We start from the raw sequence: 16,190 nt of genomic DNA, 5'->3' as shown, positions 1-16,190 counted from the left end.
GAGCAGGGTCAGGACTTCGACCTCCAGCACGTCACCGGGCCGTGCGTCGTGCAGTGCCACGGGTCCGGTGACGACGTGCGGGCCGTGTGTCTGCGGCAGGTGTTGGCGTGCGGAGGCGGCCAGTTCGACGGCGTCGTGCAGCAGGCCGTTCGCGGCGATACCGGCCGCCCCGAAGAAGGCGGCCGGGTCGCGGCCCTGGTCTTCGAGGATGCCCTCGTGGCTGATGGTGTCGAAGGTGACGGTCTCGCCCGAGCGGACGGTCAGCGCCGCTTCGGCGGTGGCGTTGGGCAGCAGGCCCCAGTGCACCCGGGACGGGTCGGCGGCCAGGTAGTGGTCACCGTCCAGGGGGCCGAGTCCGGGTTGGAGGAGCTTCACTTCAGGGCCTCCCGCAGGGCCCCGGCGGTGAGGGTGAATCCGAAGCACTGGCGGACGTTGTAGAGGGTGGCGTCCATGCAGTACGCGGGCGAGGTGGTGGCCACTGCGTCCTGGACCATGACGACGTCGTAGCCGAGGTTCGCGGCGTCCATGAGGGTGGCCAGGACGCACTGGTCGGCGTTGACGCCGGCGAACAGCAGGGTGTCGACCCGCAGGTTGCGCAACACGCTGTCCAGTTCGGTGTCCTGGAAGCCGCTCATCCGGTACTTGGAGACATGGAGGTCGCCGTCCGCGGTCTCCAGTTCGGCGACGATCGCGGCCGAGGGGCTGCCCTGCTCCAGTACCCTGCCGCCCGGAAGCGGGGCGCCGATGCCGCCGCCGGTGCCGTCCGGGTCGTAGACGTGCAGGACGCCGGGCGGGAGGTTGGCCCGGTCGGGGCGGTTGCCCCAGTTGAGCCAGACGACGGGGACGCCCGCGGCGCGCAGCGGAGGCAGCAGGCCGGCGATGACGGGGACGGGGGCGCGCGCGGGGGCCACGTCCACGCCGACGGAGGCGAGCCAGCCGTCGGGCGAGCAGAAGTCGTTCTGCATATCGACGACGATCAGCGCGGTCGCGGCGAGGTCGGCGGTCACGGTCTGTGGCAGTGCCTCGACGGTGACGGGGTGCGGGTCGCGGTGGGGGCGGGCCAGTACGACGGTCTTGCCGTCTGCCCGCCAGGCGTTGCGGGGGTTGGGTCCGATCAGGCCGTGGGCCTCAGGCATGCGCGGGGTTCCTCGAATCGGTGACGAAGTCCAGCAGGGCTCGGTCGGTGCCCCGGGCGCCCAGCGCGCACAGGCCCACGGGCAACGAGCGCACCCGCAGCAGCGGAGCGACGACCGCCGGGAGTCCGGCCAGGGAGGCGAGGCAGGTCAGCCGGAGGGTGGCGGCACGGACGGCCTCCACCTCCTCGGGCGGCGCGTCGGCGAGAGGGGCGGGGCCACTCGTGGCGGGCAGCAGCAGGGCGGTTCCGGGCGGAAGTACGGCGTCCAGCGCCTTCCGCGCGTCGGACAGGACCTGTTCCGCCCGCGCCCGCTCGGCCGCGCTCACCCGGCGTCCGTTCTCGAAGCGCGCCGCGACGTCCGGGGCGAGCGCGCCCGGGTGACGGGTGATCCACGCGCCGTGCTGCTCCCAGGCTTCGGCGGCCTGGACGGTGCGGAAGGCGGCGAACCACTCCTCCAGGTGTTCGGCGGCTCCCGTGCGCGCAGGCGCCAGGGGCAGCGCCGTACGCAGGGTCAGTGCCCGGCAGGCGGCCTCGAAGGAGGCGCGGACCTCGGGTTCCGCGAGCGACACCAGTTCCTCGTCCACCATGCATCGGGTGATCGGCGCGGTGGTGTCGCCCGGCGTCAGCAACGCCTCGGCCGCCGTCCGCAGCAGGACGGGGTCGTGGGCCAGGAGTCCGGCGGTGTCGAAGGAGGGGGCCAGCGCCAGCAGGCCCCCGTCGGGGGTGGCGCCGTGGGTGGGCCGCCAGCCGTACAAGCCGCAGTAGGAGGCGGGCACACGGATCGAACCGGCGGTGTCGGTGGCCAGCCCCAGGTCCGCCCAGCCGCGGGCCACGGCGGCGGCAGGGCCGCTGCTGGAGCCGCCGGTGATCCGGCCGGGTGCGGCGGGGTTGGCGGGGGTGCCGTAGTGCGGGTTGGTGCCGGCGAGGCTGAAGGCGAGTTCGTCGGTCTGGGCGATGCCGGTGAGTTCGGCGCCCGCGCCCAGCAACCGCCGTACGGCGTCGGCGTGAGCGGATTCCGGGCGGGCCTCGGCCAGCCAGGCGGGGTTGCCCGCGCCGACGCGCTGTCCCGCCACCGCGAACAAGTCCTTCACCGCGAGGCGGACATGGGCCAGCGGGCCCTGTCCGGTGGACGCCACGAGCGGCCCGTCGGCCACCCGCCACACCGCCGGGTCAGGGCGGTCGTCCGGCGCCGGCGCGGATACGGCGCTCACGTGCGCGGCGGTGATCCGCCACCCGGCGTCGGTGTGCTGCCACACCTGGGTCTGGAGTCCGCGCCCCCCGTCCTGCCGCCGGGTCTCGGCGGTCACGACCGCGACCCGCGCGGCTGGCCGGACCACGTGTACCCGCTCCACGACCCGCGCCGGAGCCCCGCCCCTCCCCCGCCGGAAGCCGGCGATGGCGGCGTGGCCCACCAGCACGGTGTCGCCCTCGGCGCGCAGGGTGTCCGGTGCGTCCAGGAACCAGTGGTCCAGGCCGGTCAGGTCGTTGACGGCGAGGGCTTGTTCGTATGCCCAGAAGGCGGCGAGGAGGTCCGCGTTCACGGCGTTCCCGCTCGCAGAACGGCCAGGTCCGGCTCGTCCAGCGTCGTCACCGGCCCGCGTTCGATGAGGTCGGCGAAGCCTTCGTCGGGGGACATGACGGTGAGGGTGTAAAGGCGATCGGTGGCGGACGTGTTGACGATGCGGTGTTTGGACCCGGCGGGCAGAACCAGTACGTCGCCGGGGGCGAGGTCGCGTTCGTGCTCGTCGCTGGCGGCGCGGCCGTGACCGGCGAGCACGACGAACGTCTCGACGGACTCGGGGTGCCAGTTGAGGGGCTGGGCGCCGCCCGGTTCCCAGACCTCGAAGACGACTGTGGTGGGCGAGCCGTCCCGGGGGCCGGTGAGCACGGCGAGCTTGACGGTGTCGCCGGCGGTGATGTGGTGGGCGGTGATGTCACGCAGCGGGGTGTGCAGCGGGGCGTCGGTCATCGCGGGCTCCCTCAGGAGGTCAGGGGGCGGTCGGGCAGGAAGCGCGCGCATTCGCGCAACGCGGCGGCGGCCGCCGAGACGGACGCGTCGACGAGCTTGCGGCCGAGTTCGGGCGTGGCTCCCGTGGGATCGCCGATGAGGCCGTTGCCGGTGGCGAAGTCGTCGCTGGTCCAGCCGAAGGACACCGGCTTGCCGAAGCCGATGTGCTCGTACGAGGTGAGATGTTCGGGGACGCTGCGGCGCGCCTGTGTCATGTCCACCAGGTCCGGGTGGAGGTGGAGCATGGCGGCGGTTTCCTTGAGTCCGCCGTGCACGCCCATGCCGAACTCCGCGGCCGGGGACGTGCCGCCCTGGTCGGCGGGGAGGGACGCGTGCAGCAGGAAGGTGCGCAGGCCGTGGCGGGTGCGCAGTTCGCGCAGGGCGACGCCGAGCAGGGCGCTGTTGCCGCCGTGCGCGTTGAGGAAGGCCAGTCTGCGTACGGGGCCTGCGGCCAGGGAGCGGCCGAGGTCGTCGAGGACGGACAGCAGGGTGCGGGCGCTGAGCCACAGCGTGCCCGGGGACCAGGCGTGTTCGTCGGACTTGGTGTAGGCGAGGCCCGGCAGCAGCGTGATGTCGCAGCTCTCCCCCGCGAGCCGGGCGGCGCCCTCGGCGACCGCCTCGGCCATGTAGTAGTCGGTGGCGATGGGCAGATGGGGCCCGTGCTGCTCGATCGCGCCGACCGGCAGCACGGCGACGGTGTCCTCGCCGAACCGCTCGATCTCCGGGCCGCTGAGGTCGATGAACCGGGTGAAGGTCACGGCGTCTCCTCGGAAGCGGCGGGGATCTTGCCGGGGTTGAGCAGACCGAGCGGGTCGGCGGTACGGGCCGTCTCCCGTACGAGGTCAAGGCGGCGGTCGACGTACCAGTTGTGCGGGCTGTGCACACGGACGCCCAGCGCCTGCAGGGCGGCGATGCCGTCGTAGACGGTCTGTTCGTCCTGGTAGCGGGCCATGAGCATGCCGACCGTGCCGGAGCGCATGCCCTCCAGGTGGAGCAGGGTGTCCGGGAAGACCTTCCGGATCTCGGTGGTGTCGCCGAGCAGGACGTCGCCGCCGATCTCCAGGTGGAACCAGCCGTCCTCGGCCTTCATCAGGTGGTAGGTGGGGTGGTTGAAGGACATCGAGCTGATCAGCGCGGGGCCGTCCGGTGCGGGCCGGATGTCGAGGACGCTGCCGCCGTGCGACTGGACGATCGCCCGTGCCTGGTCGACGGCCTCCTCCTCGATGATCGCGCGCACACTCAGGGCCGTGGGGTCCAGCGCCGGGTCGGGCCGGTAGACCCCCACGAGGCCGGCCTCGTCCAGCGAGGCCAGGCGCGGTGCCGGTTCGAGGCGTACGAGCGCCGCCAGCGCGGCGGTGGCGGACGCCCAATCGGCGAAGGCCGCGAACAGGCCCGTCCAGGTGCGGGCCAGCTGGAGCCGTACGGTCGCGGTGGCGATGATCCCGGTGGTGCCGTAGGCGTGGATGTACGGCAGGGCCTCCGCGTCCCGGACGGTGAAGGGCTCGGCGTCCGCCGTGCAGGGCACCACCGTCAACTCCTGCACGAAACCGTCGCTGTTGGTCTTGTGCACGAGAGAGCCGGTGCCGCCGCTTCCGCCGGAGAGGAAACCGCCGACCGTGGTGCCGAAGGTGGACGGGAACATCCACAACTCCTGGCCGAGGGTGCGGGCGTGGCCTTCGAGGTCGGACATCCTCGCCCCGGCCTCGGCGCGGATCCAGCCGTCGCCGGCGTCGAGGATCCGGCCGCAGCCGGTGAGGTCGAGCACGGCACCGTCGCGGAGCGGGATCGCCTGGCCGTAGTTGCCGGTGCCCTTGCCACGCGGGGTGAGGGGGATGCGGTGGCGGTGGGCCAGGGCCAGGATGCCTGGGATCTGCTCGTGCGCGGAGGGGCGCACGACGGCCTCGGCGTGTCCGGCGGGAAGGCGCGCGGACAGAATGGGCGACATGTGCGCCCAGTCGCAGGAGGCCTTCTCCCGTGCCGCCAGGTCACGGATCACCCCGTCGGTGCCGAGGAGTTCGGTGGCCTCGGCGCAGAATTCCTCGATGCCTGGCGTGGGCCGGCGTTCCGCCATGCCCGGAGCCCGTCCGTCGGGGACGAGTTCGGTGAGTGCGGTCAGGTTCGCGGTCGTCATCACTTCAGTCCTATCGAGGGGTCGATGAACTCGTCGGTCGCCAGGTCCTGTGCGGTCAGTCCCGCCTTGACCTTGGCGCCGCTCTGCTCAACGAGGGGGGTGAAGGTCTTCAGGGCGGAGGCGACGCGCTTCGTGTCGAAGCTCCCGACGCTTCCGTCGGCCTCGTTGCCGAGGATGCCGAGCTTGACCATCTGCTTCGCGGCGAAGGTGCCGGTGCCCTCGGAGTAGACCCAGCCGGTGTTGTACTGCTGGACCAGGTCGGCGATGAGCTTGACGGCCGCCGACGGCTTGGCCGCGAAGTCGGCGGCCGACTGCTGCAGGACGGGGACGAGCCTCTTCAGGCAGGGGCTGAGGGACGTCAACTCGCCGCTGCGCACCGAGAGGGCTTCCGGGTAAATGTTGTAGCCGACGTCCGCGAGGAGCTGGTACCTGATCGGCTTCTTCCAGGCCGACACCTCGTGCTGGTAGATGTACGGCTCGGCGGTGGCGAAGCCCTGCTGGGCGATGCCCGGGTTGGACACGAAGCGGGCGGGCGCGCCGTCGTAACTCCCGTCCAGCTGGCTCTTCTTGATCAGGCCTTTGGAGACCAGCAGCGAGGCGTAGGTGCTGCCGTTGACGTAGACGACCTTCGCGTTCGACTTTCCGATGTCCGCGATCGTCTTCCAGTCGGGGTGGGTGGCGGGGTCCCACATCAGGACCTGCGGGCTCTTCTTCATCAGTGCCGCGACGGCCGTGACCGGCTGCTTGGCGGACGCCGTGATCGCCACGTCGGTGGTGACCGTGCCGAGGGTGATGCTCTTGTCGACGTACATCTGCGAGGGGACGGTCTGGTAGCCGATGGCGGAGCCGCCGGCCCGGATCTGGATGTCGACGCCAGTGTCCTTGCCGCCGATGACCAGCGGTCCGGTGATCCGCTTCTTGTCGCTGTCGACGGTGTAGCCGGGGCCGACGAGGCTGTAGAGGGGGCCGTGTTCGGCCTCGGGCTCCCAGTCGACCTGGACGACGACCGTCTTGGGGCAGACGCCGGCCAGGTTCTGCGCGGCGGGAGCCGCCTGGAGCTTGTCGGCGGAGCCGGTGGAGGCCGTGGAGCCACCGCCACAGGCGGTGACCGATACCAGGGCGATTGCTGAGGAAACGCCCGCGATGGCGGCGTGTCTGGCGCAAGAGGGCATGACTGAACTCCCTGACGGACGGGCGGGGACGAGGGAAAGGCGGGGGCGGGCTACGGCCGATCGGCCGAGGCGTGCCAGGAGCCCACGGCGAGCCGGGCTACGAGGGTGAAGACGGCGAAGACTACGACACCGAAGAGCGAGGCGAGGATGATCGCGGCGAACAGGTCCTCGGACTGCAACCGGGAGCGGTAGACGTCGAGCAGGGTGCCGATGCCGGGTTCGCCCTGCTTGAAGAACATGTCGCCGACGATCGCGCCGATCACGGACAGGCCGGAGGAGGTGCGCAGACCGGTGAAGACCGAGGGGAGGGCGGCGGGCAGTTCGAGCTTGCGCAGCCGGGCCCAGCGGCCGGCCCGCTGGAGGGTGAACAGGTCGTGGTGGGCGCGGTCGACCGACTGGATGCCGAACAAGGTGTTGGCGATCATCGGGAAGAGGGCGATCAGGACACAGACGACCACCCGGCTGGTGAAGCCGAAGCCGAACCAGAGGCCGATCAGCGGCACGATCGCGAGGATCGGCACGGTCTGCAGGACGACCGCGTACGGGTACAGCGAGCGCTCCAGCCAGCGGGCCCTGCTCATCAGCACCGCCGCCGTCACCCCCAGCACGGAGGCGATGAGCAGCCCGACGAGCGCGACCTGGGCCGTGAGCCACAGGGCCTGGAGCATCGGCTGCAGATGGGTCCAGTCGAGGAAGGAGACGGTCAGGACCTGCTGCGGGGGCGGGACGAGGAAGCGCCGGGCGGGGCTGAGCAGCAGATAGCTCGCGGCGTACCAGACGCCGATGGCCGCGCCGAGCGACCCGAGCGGCGTGAGCAGCGCGGCGGGCCGGACCCGTCGGCGGCGGGCGCGCGCCGCAGGTGCGGCCCGCGCCACGTCCGTCGTCGGTACGGGCTCTTCGGTCCGGGCGGTGACGGTGATGTCGGCGCTCACTGGAACCCTCCTCGCAGTGCCGCGGAGACCTCGCCGGCGATTCGGCCGAACTCGGGGTCGTAACGCAGCTCGGCCGGGCGGGGATGGAGGAAGGGGACGTCGAAGGAGGCGGTGATCCGCCCTGGACGTGCCGACATCACGACGACCCGGCCGGCCAGGAAGACGGCTTCGGTCACCGAGTGGGTGATGAACAGGGCGGCGAAGCCGGCCTCGGCGTAGATGCGCTGGAGTTCCTCCTGCATGCGCAGGCGGGTCATCTCGTCGAGGGCGCCGAACGGTTCGTCGAGGAGGAACAGCGAGGGCCGGGTCATGAGGGCCCGGGCCAGGGACACGCGCATCCGCATGCCTCCGGACAACTGCCCGGGCAACTGCTTCTCGAAGCCCTCAAGGCCGACCAGCCGAAGGGCGTCCAGCGCCCGCTCGCGCCGTTCGGCCTTCGGGGTTCCGGTGAGTTCCGCGGGGAGTTCGACGTTGGCGAGGACGGTACGCCAGGGCAGCAGGGTCGGGTCCTGGAACACGTAGCCGACCGAGTCGGTGGGGGCGTGGACCGTGCCGCCGGAAGCGGTGTCCAGGCCGGAGGCGAGGCGGAGCAGGGTGGACTTGCCGCAGCCCGAGGGACCCACGACGGCGACGAACTCACCTGGGGCGATGGAGAGTTCGAGGCCGGTCAGGGCGGTGGTCCCGTTGGCGAAGTGTTTGTCGACGCTCTCGAATCGCAGCGTCGCGTCGAGCGTCTCTTCGGCGATGGTCGGCACATCAGCTCCCTTCAGTGCCACAGTGCGGAATGTTGATAGCATGAACATTGATTGTTTCCGGCCAGTGTCACGGCGGTATCCATTCGTCAGGACCGGGCGGTGGGCCGGTCTCAGTAGAGTTCGCGGACCACCGACGTACGGCTGACCAGCCGCCCGCCGGCGAAGACGAGCCGCTCGGGACAGGACGCGCCGAGCACCTCCGACACGGTCTGCGCACGCACCGCCAGAAGATCGGCGACAGCACCCTCGCACGGTCCCGCCGCAGGCAGGCCGAGGACGGCGCGGGCGCCCGCGGTGACCGCGTGCAGCGCCTCGTCCGGGGCGAGATGACCGGCCGTGACCAGCAGGGACGCGGTCTCCAGAGGATCCGCGCGGCCCACGGGGTTGAACGGGTCCCTGATGTTGTCACCACCGGCCGCGACCCGCACGCCCGCGTCCAGCAGCGCGCGTGCGGCGGTGAGGCCGCGCGGGGTGGACGACGGGTGGCCGCGGCCCTGGAGGTAGAGGTTCGTGAGCGGGAGGGCGACCACGCCGATCCCGGCGGCCGCGACCTCCTTGGCCGTACGCGCCGCCTCGTCCGGTTCCACCGCGCCCAGGCTGACGCAGTGACTCGCGGTGACGCCCGGGACGAAGCCACGCTCCCGCACGGCACGGGCGAGCAGGCGCAGGTCCCCCGCGCCCGGGTCGAGGGTCTCGTCCGCATGCAGGTCGACCCCGACATGGTGCTCGGCGGCGATGCGCAAGGTGCGTTCCACGGACGCGGCCGGGTCGGCGGACAGGTGGGGACACCCGCCCAGCAGGTCCGCGCCGAGGTCGAGTGCCTGGTGCAGCAGCTCGTCCGGGGCGTCGATGTGCAGGACGGCGATCTGGAGCCGCATGCGCCCTCGGAGCTGGCTGCGCAGCCGGAGAAGGGCGCGCAGGCCGCGCAGCGGATCACCGGTGCCGTGGCTGCCGTCGTCCGTCAGGAGATCCACGTGGGTCCTGACGGCCGTCACACCGTTCACACAGAGCTCGTCGACGGCCCGCCCGGCGCGCTGGAACACGTCCTCCTCGGTGACCCGCGCGGCGTACGCGCGCCACGCGGTGACGGCCGAGGGCAGGTCTCCGGGCAGGGCGCCCGCCAGGTCCCAAGTCAGGGCCTTGTCCAGGTGGGCATGCGGTTCCGCGGGGGCGGGCAGGAGCAGATACCCGGTCAGGTCGAGTTCCTGGGGGCCGGGGGCAAGCAGGCCGGGTGGGGCGACCCGGGCGACGAGACCGTTGTCCGGGTCGAGCAGGAGGTCACGGACGTCTCCGTCGGGCAGCCGCGCGCCGCGTAGCAGCAGAGGTGGCATGTCAGCGGTCCGTTCCGTGCGGCGCGGTGAGCACCGCGAAACCGTCGAAGTCATGACGGCGTACGGGGACGCCGAACATGTCGGTGGAGGCGTACGGGAGGGTGCGGCCGTCCCGTACGGCCGCGAACGCCTCGGCGACCCGGCCCACGAAGTCCGCCGACTCCCGGTGCCGCAGGTTGTGGCCGAGCAGCGCGGTGGCGACGGGCAACTCCGCGAGGCGGCGTGTCGAGTCGGCGAAGGCGGCGACGTCGGCGCCCGGCACATGGGCGAAGAAGGTACCGCTGATCAGCGTGTCCCCGGCCAGCAGCAGCCCGGTCTCCGGCTCCCACAGGCAGATGCCGTCCGGGGAGTGCCCGGGGGTGTGGAGGACCTGTAGGCGCCGACCGCCCAGGTCGAGGACGTCTCCTTCCTGCAGCAGGCGGGTGGGGCGTACGGCCTCGACGCGCCAGTGGGCCAGGTCGGGGACCGGCCGTACCTCGACGCGGGAGTCCGTCAGGAAGAAGCCGCCGGTGTCCAGGGTGTGGAACTCCTCGTACCGCTTGCGCAGGTCGTGCGCGAGGTGCGCGTACGCCTCCAGCCACTCGTACGGGGCCGGAGTCGTGTGCAGGGCGGCTCCGTCGGCGTGTACGGCGATGTCCTCGGCGTACGCGGCCAGGGAGGCGTTGCCGCCGCGGTGGTCGAAGTGATGGTGCGAGTTGACGACCAGCAGCGGCAGCCTGGTCAGCCGCCGCACCTGCTCGCCGATGTCGGCGATGCCCATTCCCGTGTCGTAGAGCAGGGCCGTCTCGTCGCCGAGCAAGAGGTAGCTGTTGACGTGGCCGGGCTCGCCGATCACGAAGGCACCCGGGCCGGTCTCGGCGACCTGGAACCAGTCGGGGCCGCTCACGCGGCACCGAGCGCGTGGTAGCGGCGGTCGTGGTGCACGAGCGCGGTCGGTCCGCCGGTTCCGGTCACCACGTCCTCGACGGCCGCGACGATCAGGTGGTGGTCCCCGGCCGGGAGGTCACGTACGACGCGGCACAGCACCGTGTACGAGCTGTGCGCGAGCAGCAGCGGCAGCCCGCCGCGCTCCTCGGCCGACCACTCCAGGTCCGCGAACCGGTCGGCGGTGCGGTCGGCGAAGCGCCGGGAGACATGCTCGCCGCCGGAGTGCAGGATGTTCAGCGCGAACCTGCGGCCGCCGAGCAGCGCGGGCAGCGAACGGCCGCCGCGGCCCACCCCGATGGCCAGCAGTTGCGGTTCGCGGCTCAGACTCATCACGGCGGTGCTGGTGAAGCCGACCGGGCGCCCCTCGGAGGTCAGGGCGGTGACGACACAGACACCCCCGGCCAGAGCGGCCATGGCGTCCAGGAAGGCGGAGTCCGGCGGGCAGGCGACAAAACGGTCGGAGGTGGCCGCGGCCATGGGGGCTCCCTTGGGACTGGGCGGGACGAGGAGGCACGTACGACCCGTGCGACTCGATGGACTCGGTGGAGCTCGACGACACCTAGAATGTTCGTGTCATCAACATTGAGAGTAGGGCCTCGATGTTTCACCGGCGTAAAACCTCTCCCTGGCCGCCTCCGGGACCTCAACGGCCCGCCGACCACGCCCCTTAGGATTCCTGCCATGCCAGCCCAACCCGCCCACAGCACGTCGCCCGCCACCGGGGACACGGACGCGCCGCTGCGCGCCGAACTCGGCAGCGCGATCCGCAAGTTGCGCAAGGAACGGGGCCTGACCCTCGTCCAGCTGGCCGAGCGCGCCACGCTCTCCCACCCGTTCCTCAGCCAGCTGGAGCGGGGGCTGACCCGCCCGAGCATGTCATCGCTGCACCGCATCGCCCGCGCCCTCGGCACCACCCAGCAGGCACTCATGACCGTGGCGGCGGTGCCGCATCCCGGCACCTCGGCCGACTCCGTCCACCTGGTGCGCTCGGGCGAGGGCCTGCCCGTCGCCAACCGCGGCGGCACGGCGCGCATGCTCGGGGCCCCCTCGTACTCCGCCCACCCCGTGGAGTACACCGGGGTCGGGGAGCAGTTCGACGAGTACTACGACCACCCCGGTGACGAGTTCGTCTACGTCGTGGCCGGCGAGATCGAGATCGACCTGCAGACCGCGGAGGGGCCCCGCCTCCACGTGCTCGGACCGGGAGACAGCATCTACTACCCTGGCGGAACTCCCCACCGTTGGCGCGCCGTCGGTGACGGTTCACGGGTACGGCTCCTCACCGTCCAGAACGCGACGGGCGAAGCCGACCGGCATCCGTGACGCAGACATGGCCGGACGGGTCACAGGTGTCCGACCGCAGGGCATCCGGCTGAGTGAAGTTTCCCCGTGATCCTGGACACTTGATCACTATGTCGCGAGGGCGTGTTGGTGCCGCTGCCTGGTCTCAGCTGGGGTGAGGTAGCCGAAGACCTTGTGCTTGCGCAGGCGGCGGCGGTTATAGAACGTCTCGATGAAGGCGAAGACCTCGGAGCGGGCGGTGGCCCGGTCCGGCCACGCGCGGGTCCCGATCTCTTCTTTGAGGAGGGCCCAGAGGCTCTCCGCGGCGGCGTTGATGCCCCTGACTTGTTGAATCGAGCCCAGACGCGCGGTCTGCAGCCGTAGCGTCCAGGGTGCCGGTCGGCACGGGTCCGTATGCCCCTTGCCGCCGCCTGGCTGGCTCTTCCATAGCGTGCCGCCGCCGGCCGGCACCCGCGCGGTGTGGCTCGACAGAGGCATGAACGTGTGTGACTGCTACTTCAAGTCAGGGTGCCCACCGCATACTTCGTCTCTTCGAGCACAGACCGGGATGCGCGTGATCACCATTGGGATCGACCCCCACAAGTCCTCTCACACCGCAGTTGTCGTCGATACGACGGACCACAAGATCAGCCTGCGGCGCTTTGTCGTCAACGCCGGCACCTTCAGGCAGCTGATGCGGTGGTGCGAGCAGTGGCCCGAGCGCCGCTTCGCAGTGGAAGGTGCCCGCGGCCTGGGCCGAACCCTTGCTCAGCAGCTTGCCGCCGCAGGGGAAGACGTTGTGGACGTTCCCTCCACCCTGTCCGCGCGGGCTCGCCTGCTGGCCACCGGCGGCGACCGCAAGACCGACCCAGCCGACGCCCTGCACGTCGCCCAGGTTGCTCTGTTCCGCCAGGACCTGCGGCCCGTTGAACCCGAGGACCAGACCACGATCCTTCGCTTGCTGACCGAGCGGCACGACGACCCTGACCAGTCGGCTGCGCCAGTTCGAGCGGCACGGGATCGTCGTCCGCACCGCCTACGCGGAGATCCCGCCGCGGGTGGAGTACCGGCTCACGCCGCTCGGTGAAGGACTGCGCGCCGTCCTGGACACCATGGCCGCCTGGGCCGTGACGGTGCCCGACGGCGAGGGCTCCGTCACGGCCCGAGCGTCGAAGCGGCGCTAGCGGATCGAGGATCCGATGGAGATGTCGCCGTCTACGTCCAGGCCCGAGGACAACACCGAGCCGCTGGTGATGCACACCTCGGGAACACGCGTGGCCGTCCTCATGTCGTGGCCCGTCTCACGGGCACGCCCTCTTCGGCGCCGACGTGCAGGATCGTGCCGGCGGGGGCGTTCTCGAGATCGAGTCGGACGAGGCGTGCGGCGTCGTGCCGCGCCCCGAGCGGCCCGGACTGCGATGACCACGGCGAGCGGCGGAGAGCAGCACCCGGGCGGCCCGGGGCATTACCGGGAGCCTGGTGCATGTACGGGGTCCGGTCAGCGCACGCGTCCGAGATGGATGACGCTGACGCGGATCTGCTGGTCGTTGATCTCGTACATCACGCGGTAGGCGGCGACGTGGATGCGCAGCAGGTCGGCGCTGCCGAACGCGCCGTCGGGTCGGGGGTTGTCGGCGAGGTGGTCGACGGCGGTGAACACCTGCCGTACCCCGTCGGGGTCGTCCTTGGCGAACCGCTCTGCCTGGGCGAGGGCCTCGGGCTCCCAGATGACCTCGTAGCTCACGCCTCAGCTCCGCCGAACACGCGGCGGTACGCCTCGTCGTGGGAGACGCCGGCGTTCTCGCCGCGGGCCTGGCGGGCGCGGTAGGCGGCCAGCGCGCGCAGCTCCTGCAGTTCCAGGGCGTCGGCGGGGCTGACCAGTATGGCGACGGTCTGCCCGTGGTCGGTGATGGCGACCGGTTCACGGGTGGCGCTGACCTCGCGCGCGATGGCGCCCAGGCGGGCGCGGGCTTCCACGATCGAGTAGGTCGTCTCCGTCATGCATACCACCTTACAGAAGTGTGCACATTTGGCTCCCGTTCTGCGGCATCGTCCAGCGCCCACACGGGGCGGGTGCGGCACTACTCAGCGGTGAGGTGGGTTCGGCGGTCCTGGACGAGCTGGTGCCAGCGGGTACGGACTTCCCCGGGGCCGTCGAGCCAGACCGTGGTGGAGGGCTCGGGGAGGGGGATGCCTGCCATGCAGTGCGCGATGTCCCGGTAGTAGCTGTGGTCGCCGGTCTCGGTGAGGGCGTGGAGCCGGGCGATGGCGACCTGGGTGTTGTCCTGTTCGTCCTGGACGGCGTGGTGGAAGACGAGGGCGAGTGAAGCACGCTCTGAGGTCCTGGAGGAACGGCCGTTGCCGGATGCCGGCATGCAGGGGCGCCCCCCTTGGTCCGTAATCCGGGACACTTGCGATGAATCAGACTGATTCCTGGCACGATGCCTGTTATGCAGCAGCTGCCCGTCCCCTGCCCTGGCCGTCTGATCCCGGACGCCACCGACCGCTTCGATGCTGTCTACCGGGCCGCCAAGGTGCAGCATGCGGTGTTCGTGGGCATCGAAAGCGAGGGTGAGCGGTGGACGGTCAAGGCGGATGCGCTGACCGCCGGCCCGGGCCACGTCGTCGACGGCGCCGTGAACGTCGCCGTGCGGGCCGCCATCGTCCGTCTGGTCCACGCGCGGGAGGCCGGCCCGGACGCCTTTGCCGGCCCGGTGTACTTCCTGCTGCACGGGGTGCCGAGTGAGGTGCGGGCCCGCGAGCTCGCCGCGGCCTTCCATGCCGCGCTGTATGGGGATCTCGGCCCGCTGCGCCGTGCGGTGCCCGGCGCTGACGTTGGCCAAGACGCTGGCGCCGCCGGTTGACGCCTCGGTGACCGGATCCGCCCCGGGAGTGTTGAGCCGGGCAGGACGCGTGCACCGTTGTCCGGAGGGTCCCCGGCTTGCTTCCCGCTGTTGGGCCGGGGCGATGGCAGATGTCCCTTGGCCTGGCCGGCCCGGTAACAGGGCCGAGGGACGTCGCAAACCGGATCGAATGCGCGGTGTCGCGGACCGGCGGTCAGAACCTGCTGCTGCCGACCGGGAGCCGGGGGCGCTGGAGGGACTCAGCGATACGGGCGTCGCCGGCATCCGGACGTGCTGGGGCTACATGATCTTGTTCAGGCCCGCAGAGGGAGAGCGTCCTGATCTGGGTTAGCGCGTCTCTCCAGGGGTGAAAGAGCTGAGTGGGACGTCCAGGGCGGGGCGGGGGGCGGGTAGGTTCCTGCCGGGGTTCCGCTGTGGTCTCCCGGCGGGACGGTTGGGAGACCGTGATGGCTGATCCCTCGGTCGAGACGATTGCCGGCGGCCGCTGTCTGGTCGCGCGGGTCAGCGGCGAGATGGACTATGTGAGCGAGCCGGTGTTTCGCCCGCAGTTCAAGGAGCTGATCGCGCGGAGTGACCGCTTTATCGTGCTGAACCTGTCCGGCGTCTCGTTCTGTGACTCAGCCGGGCTGAGCATGCTGCTTGGAGTGTGGCGGCAGGCGGCGGCGGGCGGAGCCGTGGTGGTGCTGGCGTGTGGGCCCGGGCCGGTGCGGGGGATCCTTGAGATGACCGGGGTCAATCAGCTGCTGCGGGTCTTTGACACCGTTGCCGACGCGAAAGCCGTGTTCGGCGGCTGAGACACACCCTCGGCCCCGAGATCAACCAGGGCGCGAACGTGGGGGCCGTCCTCCGCGGGGTGCCGCAGCGTCAGCCGGCCCGAAGAGATCTCCTACTACATCGCCTACTGCCCCACCGACACGACGCTGGACGAGCTGATCCGCATCGCGGGCAGCCGGTGGGCTGTCGAGGAATGCTTCCAGACTGCGAAGCAGGAATGCGGCCTGGACGACTACCAGGTCCGCCGCTACCCCGGCTGGCACCGCCACATGACCCTGGCCATGGCCGCTCACGCCTGCCTGACCGTCCTGCGGGCGCGGGAGCTGGACACGGAGAAAGCAGAAACGGATCCTCCCAGCTCATCCACCTCAGCCTCGCCGAGATCCGACGCCTGATCACCCGCCTCACGGACCGCCGCCCGCCCCCGGTCGACGACGTTCTGCACTGGTCGCACTGGCGACGACGGCGCCAGCACCAAGCCCGCATCAGCCACTACAAACGACGCGGACACAGTCCCTGAAACTGCCCAGCAATCAGAACAAGCACCGTTGCAGTACTAGGGCACGACCGACTGACCGAGGAACTGATTGCCTTCAACACGGCCGCCACCGGTGCGGCCGACCGCGGGACCTTCTCGGTCAAGGTCACCGACGAGGAGGGTGAACTGGTCGGCGGACTGGCCGCCTGGAGTTGGGGCGGCCTGTGCGGCATCGAGCTCCTGTGGGTGCGCGACGACAGTCGCAACGACAGGTGGGGCAGCAGGATTCTGCCGGCGGCCGCGGACGTGCACTCGTTCAAGTCGCTGGTCGCACAGGGCCGCTCTGGTCAGTCGTAGGCGTGCTGGTCGCAGCCACTCCTTGATGGCTGCGACCAGCACGGT

19 protein-coding genes and 4 pseudogenes are annotated in these 16,190 nt (G+C 71.2%); 6 read left to right on the top strand and 17 right to left on the bottom strand.

The features are described 5' to 3' along the window. The 12 genes and pseudogenes from ABZ656_RS30320 to ABZ656_RS30265 form a co-directional block, all read right to left on the bottom strand. Positions 1-375 (bottom strand): annotated as a pseudogene (locus tag ABZ656_RS30320) (acetamidase); the annotation flags it as partial. Then, positions 372-1,136, bottom strand: a complete 765-nt coding sequence (locus ABZ656_RS30315; protein WP_101401810.1) for an isochorismatase family cysteine hydrolase — start codon at positions 1,134-1,136, stop codon at positions 372-374. The pseudogene ABZ656_RS30320 and the gene ABZ656_RS30315, both read right to left, overlap by 4 nt. Beyond that, positions 1,129-2,676, bottom strand: a complete 1,548-nt coding sequence (locus tag ABZ656_RS30310; RefSeq protein ID WP_101401811.1) for an amidase — start codon at positions 2,674-2,676, stop codon at positions 1,129-1,131. Before ABZ656_RS30310 ends, ABZ656_RS30315 begins: the two co-directional genes overlap by 8 nt. Next, on the bottom strand, positions 2,673-3,104 hold the full coding sequence (locus ABZ656_RS30305; RefSeq protein ID WP_101401812.1) for a cupin domain-containing protein: 432 nt from the start codon (positions 3,102-3,104) through the stop codon (positions 2,673-2,675). The genes ABZ656_RS30310 and ABZ656_RS30305 overlap by 4 nt, the downstream gene beginning before the upstream one ends. Positions 3,105-3,115: 11 nt before the next feature. Continuing rightward, positions 3,116-3,901, bottom strand: coding sequence for a creatininase family protein (locus tag ABZ656_RS30300; protein WP_180362168.1), 786 nt, complete (start codon positions 3,899-3,901; stop codon positions 3,116-3,118). Next, positions 3,898-5,274 (bottom strand): FAD-binding oxidoreductase, encoded by a 1,377-nt coding sequence (locus ABZ656_RS30295; protein ID WP_218977881.1) that lies wholly within the window; start codon positions 5,272-5,274, stop codon positions 3,898-3,900. The genes ABZ656_RS30300 and ABZ656_RS30295 overlap by 4 nt, the downstream gene beginning before the upstream one ends. Continuing rightward, a complete protein-coding gene (locus ABZ656_RS30290; RefSeq protein WP_360271793.1) occupies positions 5,274-6,446 on the bottom strand; it encodes a hypothetical protein in 1,173 nt (390 codons plus the stop codon). Before ABZ656_RS30290 ends, ABZ656_RS30295 begins: the two co-directional genes overlap by 1 nt. A gap of 50 nt (positions 6,447-6,496) precedes the next feature. Next, the gene (locus tag ABZ656_RS30285; RefSeq protein ID WP_360271790.1) at positions 6,497-7,378 is read right to left on the bottom strand and encodes an ABC transporter permease; all 882 of its coding nucleotides are present in this window, start codon (positions 7,376-7,378) and stop codon (positions 6,497-6,499) included. Then, a complete protein-coding gene (locus ABZ656_RS30280) occupies positions 7,375-8,133 on the bottom strand; it encodes an ABC transporter ATP-binding protein (RefSeq protein WP_360271787.1) in 759 nt (252 codons plus the stop codon). The genes ABZ656_RS30285 and ABZ656_RS30280 overlap by 4 nt, the downstream gene beginning before the upstream one ends. Before the next feature lie 110 nt (positions 8,134-8,243). Beyond that, positions 8,244-9,464, bottom strand: coding sequence for an amidohydrolase family protein (locus ABZ656_RS30275; RefSeq protein ID WP_101401814.1), 1,221 nt, complete (start codon positions 9,462-9,464; stop codon positions 8,244-8,246). Between the two features lies 1 nt (position 9,465). After that, positions 9,466-10,350, bottom strand: a complete 885-nt coding sequence (locus ABZ656_RS30270; protein ID WP_360271783.1) for an MBL fold metallo-hydrolase — start codon at positions 10,348-10,350, stop codon at positions 9,466-9,468. Further along, complete coding sequence (locus tag ABZ656_RS30265) at positions 10,347-10,868, bottom strand: flavin reductase family protein (protein WP_101401816.1); 522 nt, start codon at positions 10,866-10,868, stop codon at positions 10,347-10,349. Before ABZ656_RS30265 ends, ABZ656_RS30270 begins: the two co-directional genes overlap by 4 nt. Positions 10,869-11,072: 204 nt before the next feature. Between ABZ656_RS30265 and ABZ656_RS30260 the strand changes: the two genes are divergently transcribed. Continuing rightward, the gene (locus ABZ656_RS30260) at positions 11,073-11,714 is read left to right on the top strand and encodes an XRE family transcriptional regulator (RefSeq protein ID WP_101401817.1); all 642 of its coding nucleotides are present in this window, start codon (positions 11,073-11,075) and stop codon (positions 11,712-11,714) included. An 87-nt stretch (positions 11,715-11,801) separates the two neighbouring features. Here the strand turns inward: ABZ656_RS30260 and ABZ656_RS30255 are convergent. Then, a pseudogene (locus ABZ656_RS30255) lies at positions 11,802-11,930 on the bottom strand (IS3 family transposase); the annotation flags it as partial. Between the two features lie 238 nt (positions 11,931-12,168). Between ABZ656_RS30255 and ABZ656_RS30250 the strand changes: the two are divergent. Beyond that, the gene (locus ABZ656_RS30250) at positions 12,169-12,759 is read left to right on the top strand and encodes a transposase (RefSeq protein ID WP_360271778.1); all 591 of its coding nucleotides are present in this window, start codon (positions 12,169-12,171) and stop codon (positions 12,757-12,759) included. Then, positions 12,668-12,856 (top strand): winged helix-turn-helix transcriptional regulator, encoded by a 189-nt coding sequence (locus tag ABZ656_RS30245; protein WP_360271800.1) that lies wholly within the window; start codon positions 12,668-12,670, stop codon positions 12,854-12,856. Before ABZ656_RS30250 ends, ABZ656_RS30245 begins: the two co-directional genes overlap by 92 nt. Before the next feature lie 115 nt (positions 12,857-12,971). Here the strand turns inward: ABZ656_RS30245 and ABZ656_RS30240 are convergent. The 4 genes and pseudogenes from ABZ656_RS30240 to ABZ656_RS30225 all read right to left on the bottom strand — a co-directional run. Continuing rightward, a pseudogene (locus ABZ656_RS30240) lies at positions 12,972-13,067 on the bottom strand (3-beta hydroxysteroid dehydrogenase); the annotation flags it as partial. Positions 13,068-13,170: 103 nt separating this feature from the next. Continuing rightward, positions 13,171-13,416, bottom strand: coding sequence for a type II toxin-antitoxin system RelE/ParE family toxin (locus tag ABZ656_RS30235; protein ID WP_097227882.1), 246 nt, complete (start codon positions 13,414-13,416; stop codon positions 13,171-13,173). Next, entirely contained in the window at positions 13,413-13,673 is a 261-nt protein-coding gene (locus ABZ656_RS30230; RefSeq protein WP_054231238.1) for a type II toxin-antitoxin system Phd/YefM family antitoxin, read from the bottom strand. The genes ABZ656_RS30235 and ABZ656_RS30230 overlap by 4 nt, the downstream gene beginning before the upstream one ends. 80 nt (positions 13,674-13,753) lie before the next feature. Then, the gene (locus tag ABZ656_RS30225; RefSeq protein ID WP_101401820.1) at positions 13,754-14,047 is read right to left on the bottom strand and encodes a hypothetical protein; all 294 of its coding nucleotides are present in this window, start codon (positions 14,045-14,047) and stop codon (positions 13,754-13,756) included. A gap of 75 nt (positions 14,048-14,122) precedes the next feature. Between ABZ656_RS30225 and ABZ656_RS30220 the strand changes: the two genes are divergently transcribed. The 3 genes and pseudogenes from ABZ656_RS30220 to ABZ656_RS30210 all read left to right on the top strand — a co-directional run. After that, positions 14,123-14,536 (top strand): hypothetical protein, encoded by a 414-nt coding sequence (locus ABZ656_RS30220; RefSeq protein ID WP_360271773.1) that lies wholly within the window; start codon positions 14,123-14,125, stop codon positions 14,534-14,536. Positions 14,537-14,982: 446 nt separating this feature from the next. Continuing rightward, a complete protein-coding gene (locus tag ABZ656_RS30215; protein WP_129592154.1) occupies positions 14,983-15,330 on the top strand; it encodes an STAS domain-containing protein in 348 nt (115 codons plus the stop codon). 63 nt (positions 15,331-15,393) lie between these two features. Next, positions 15,394-15,705, top strand: a pseudogene (locus tag ABZ656_RS30210) (IS701 family transposase); the annotation flags it as partial. Between the last annotated feature and the right edge of the window lie 485 nt (positions 15,706-16,190).

This window comes from Streptomyces sp. NPDC007095 (assembly GCF_040634475.1).
Lineage (GTDB): Bacteria > Actinomycetota > Actinomycetes > Streptomycetales > Streptomycetaceae > Streptomyces.
This window is presented reverse-complemented; position numbering and strand designations above follow the sequence as displayed.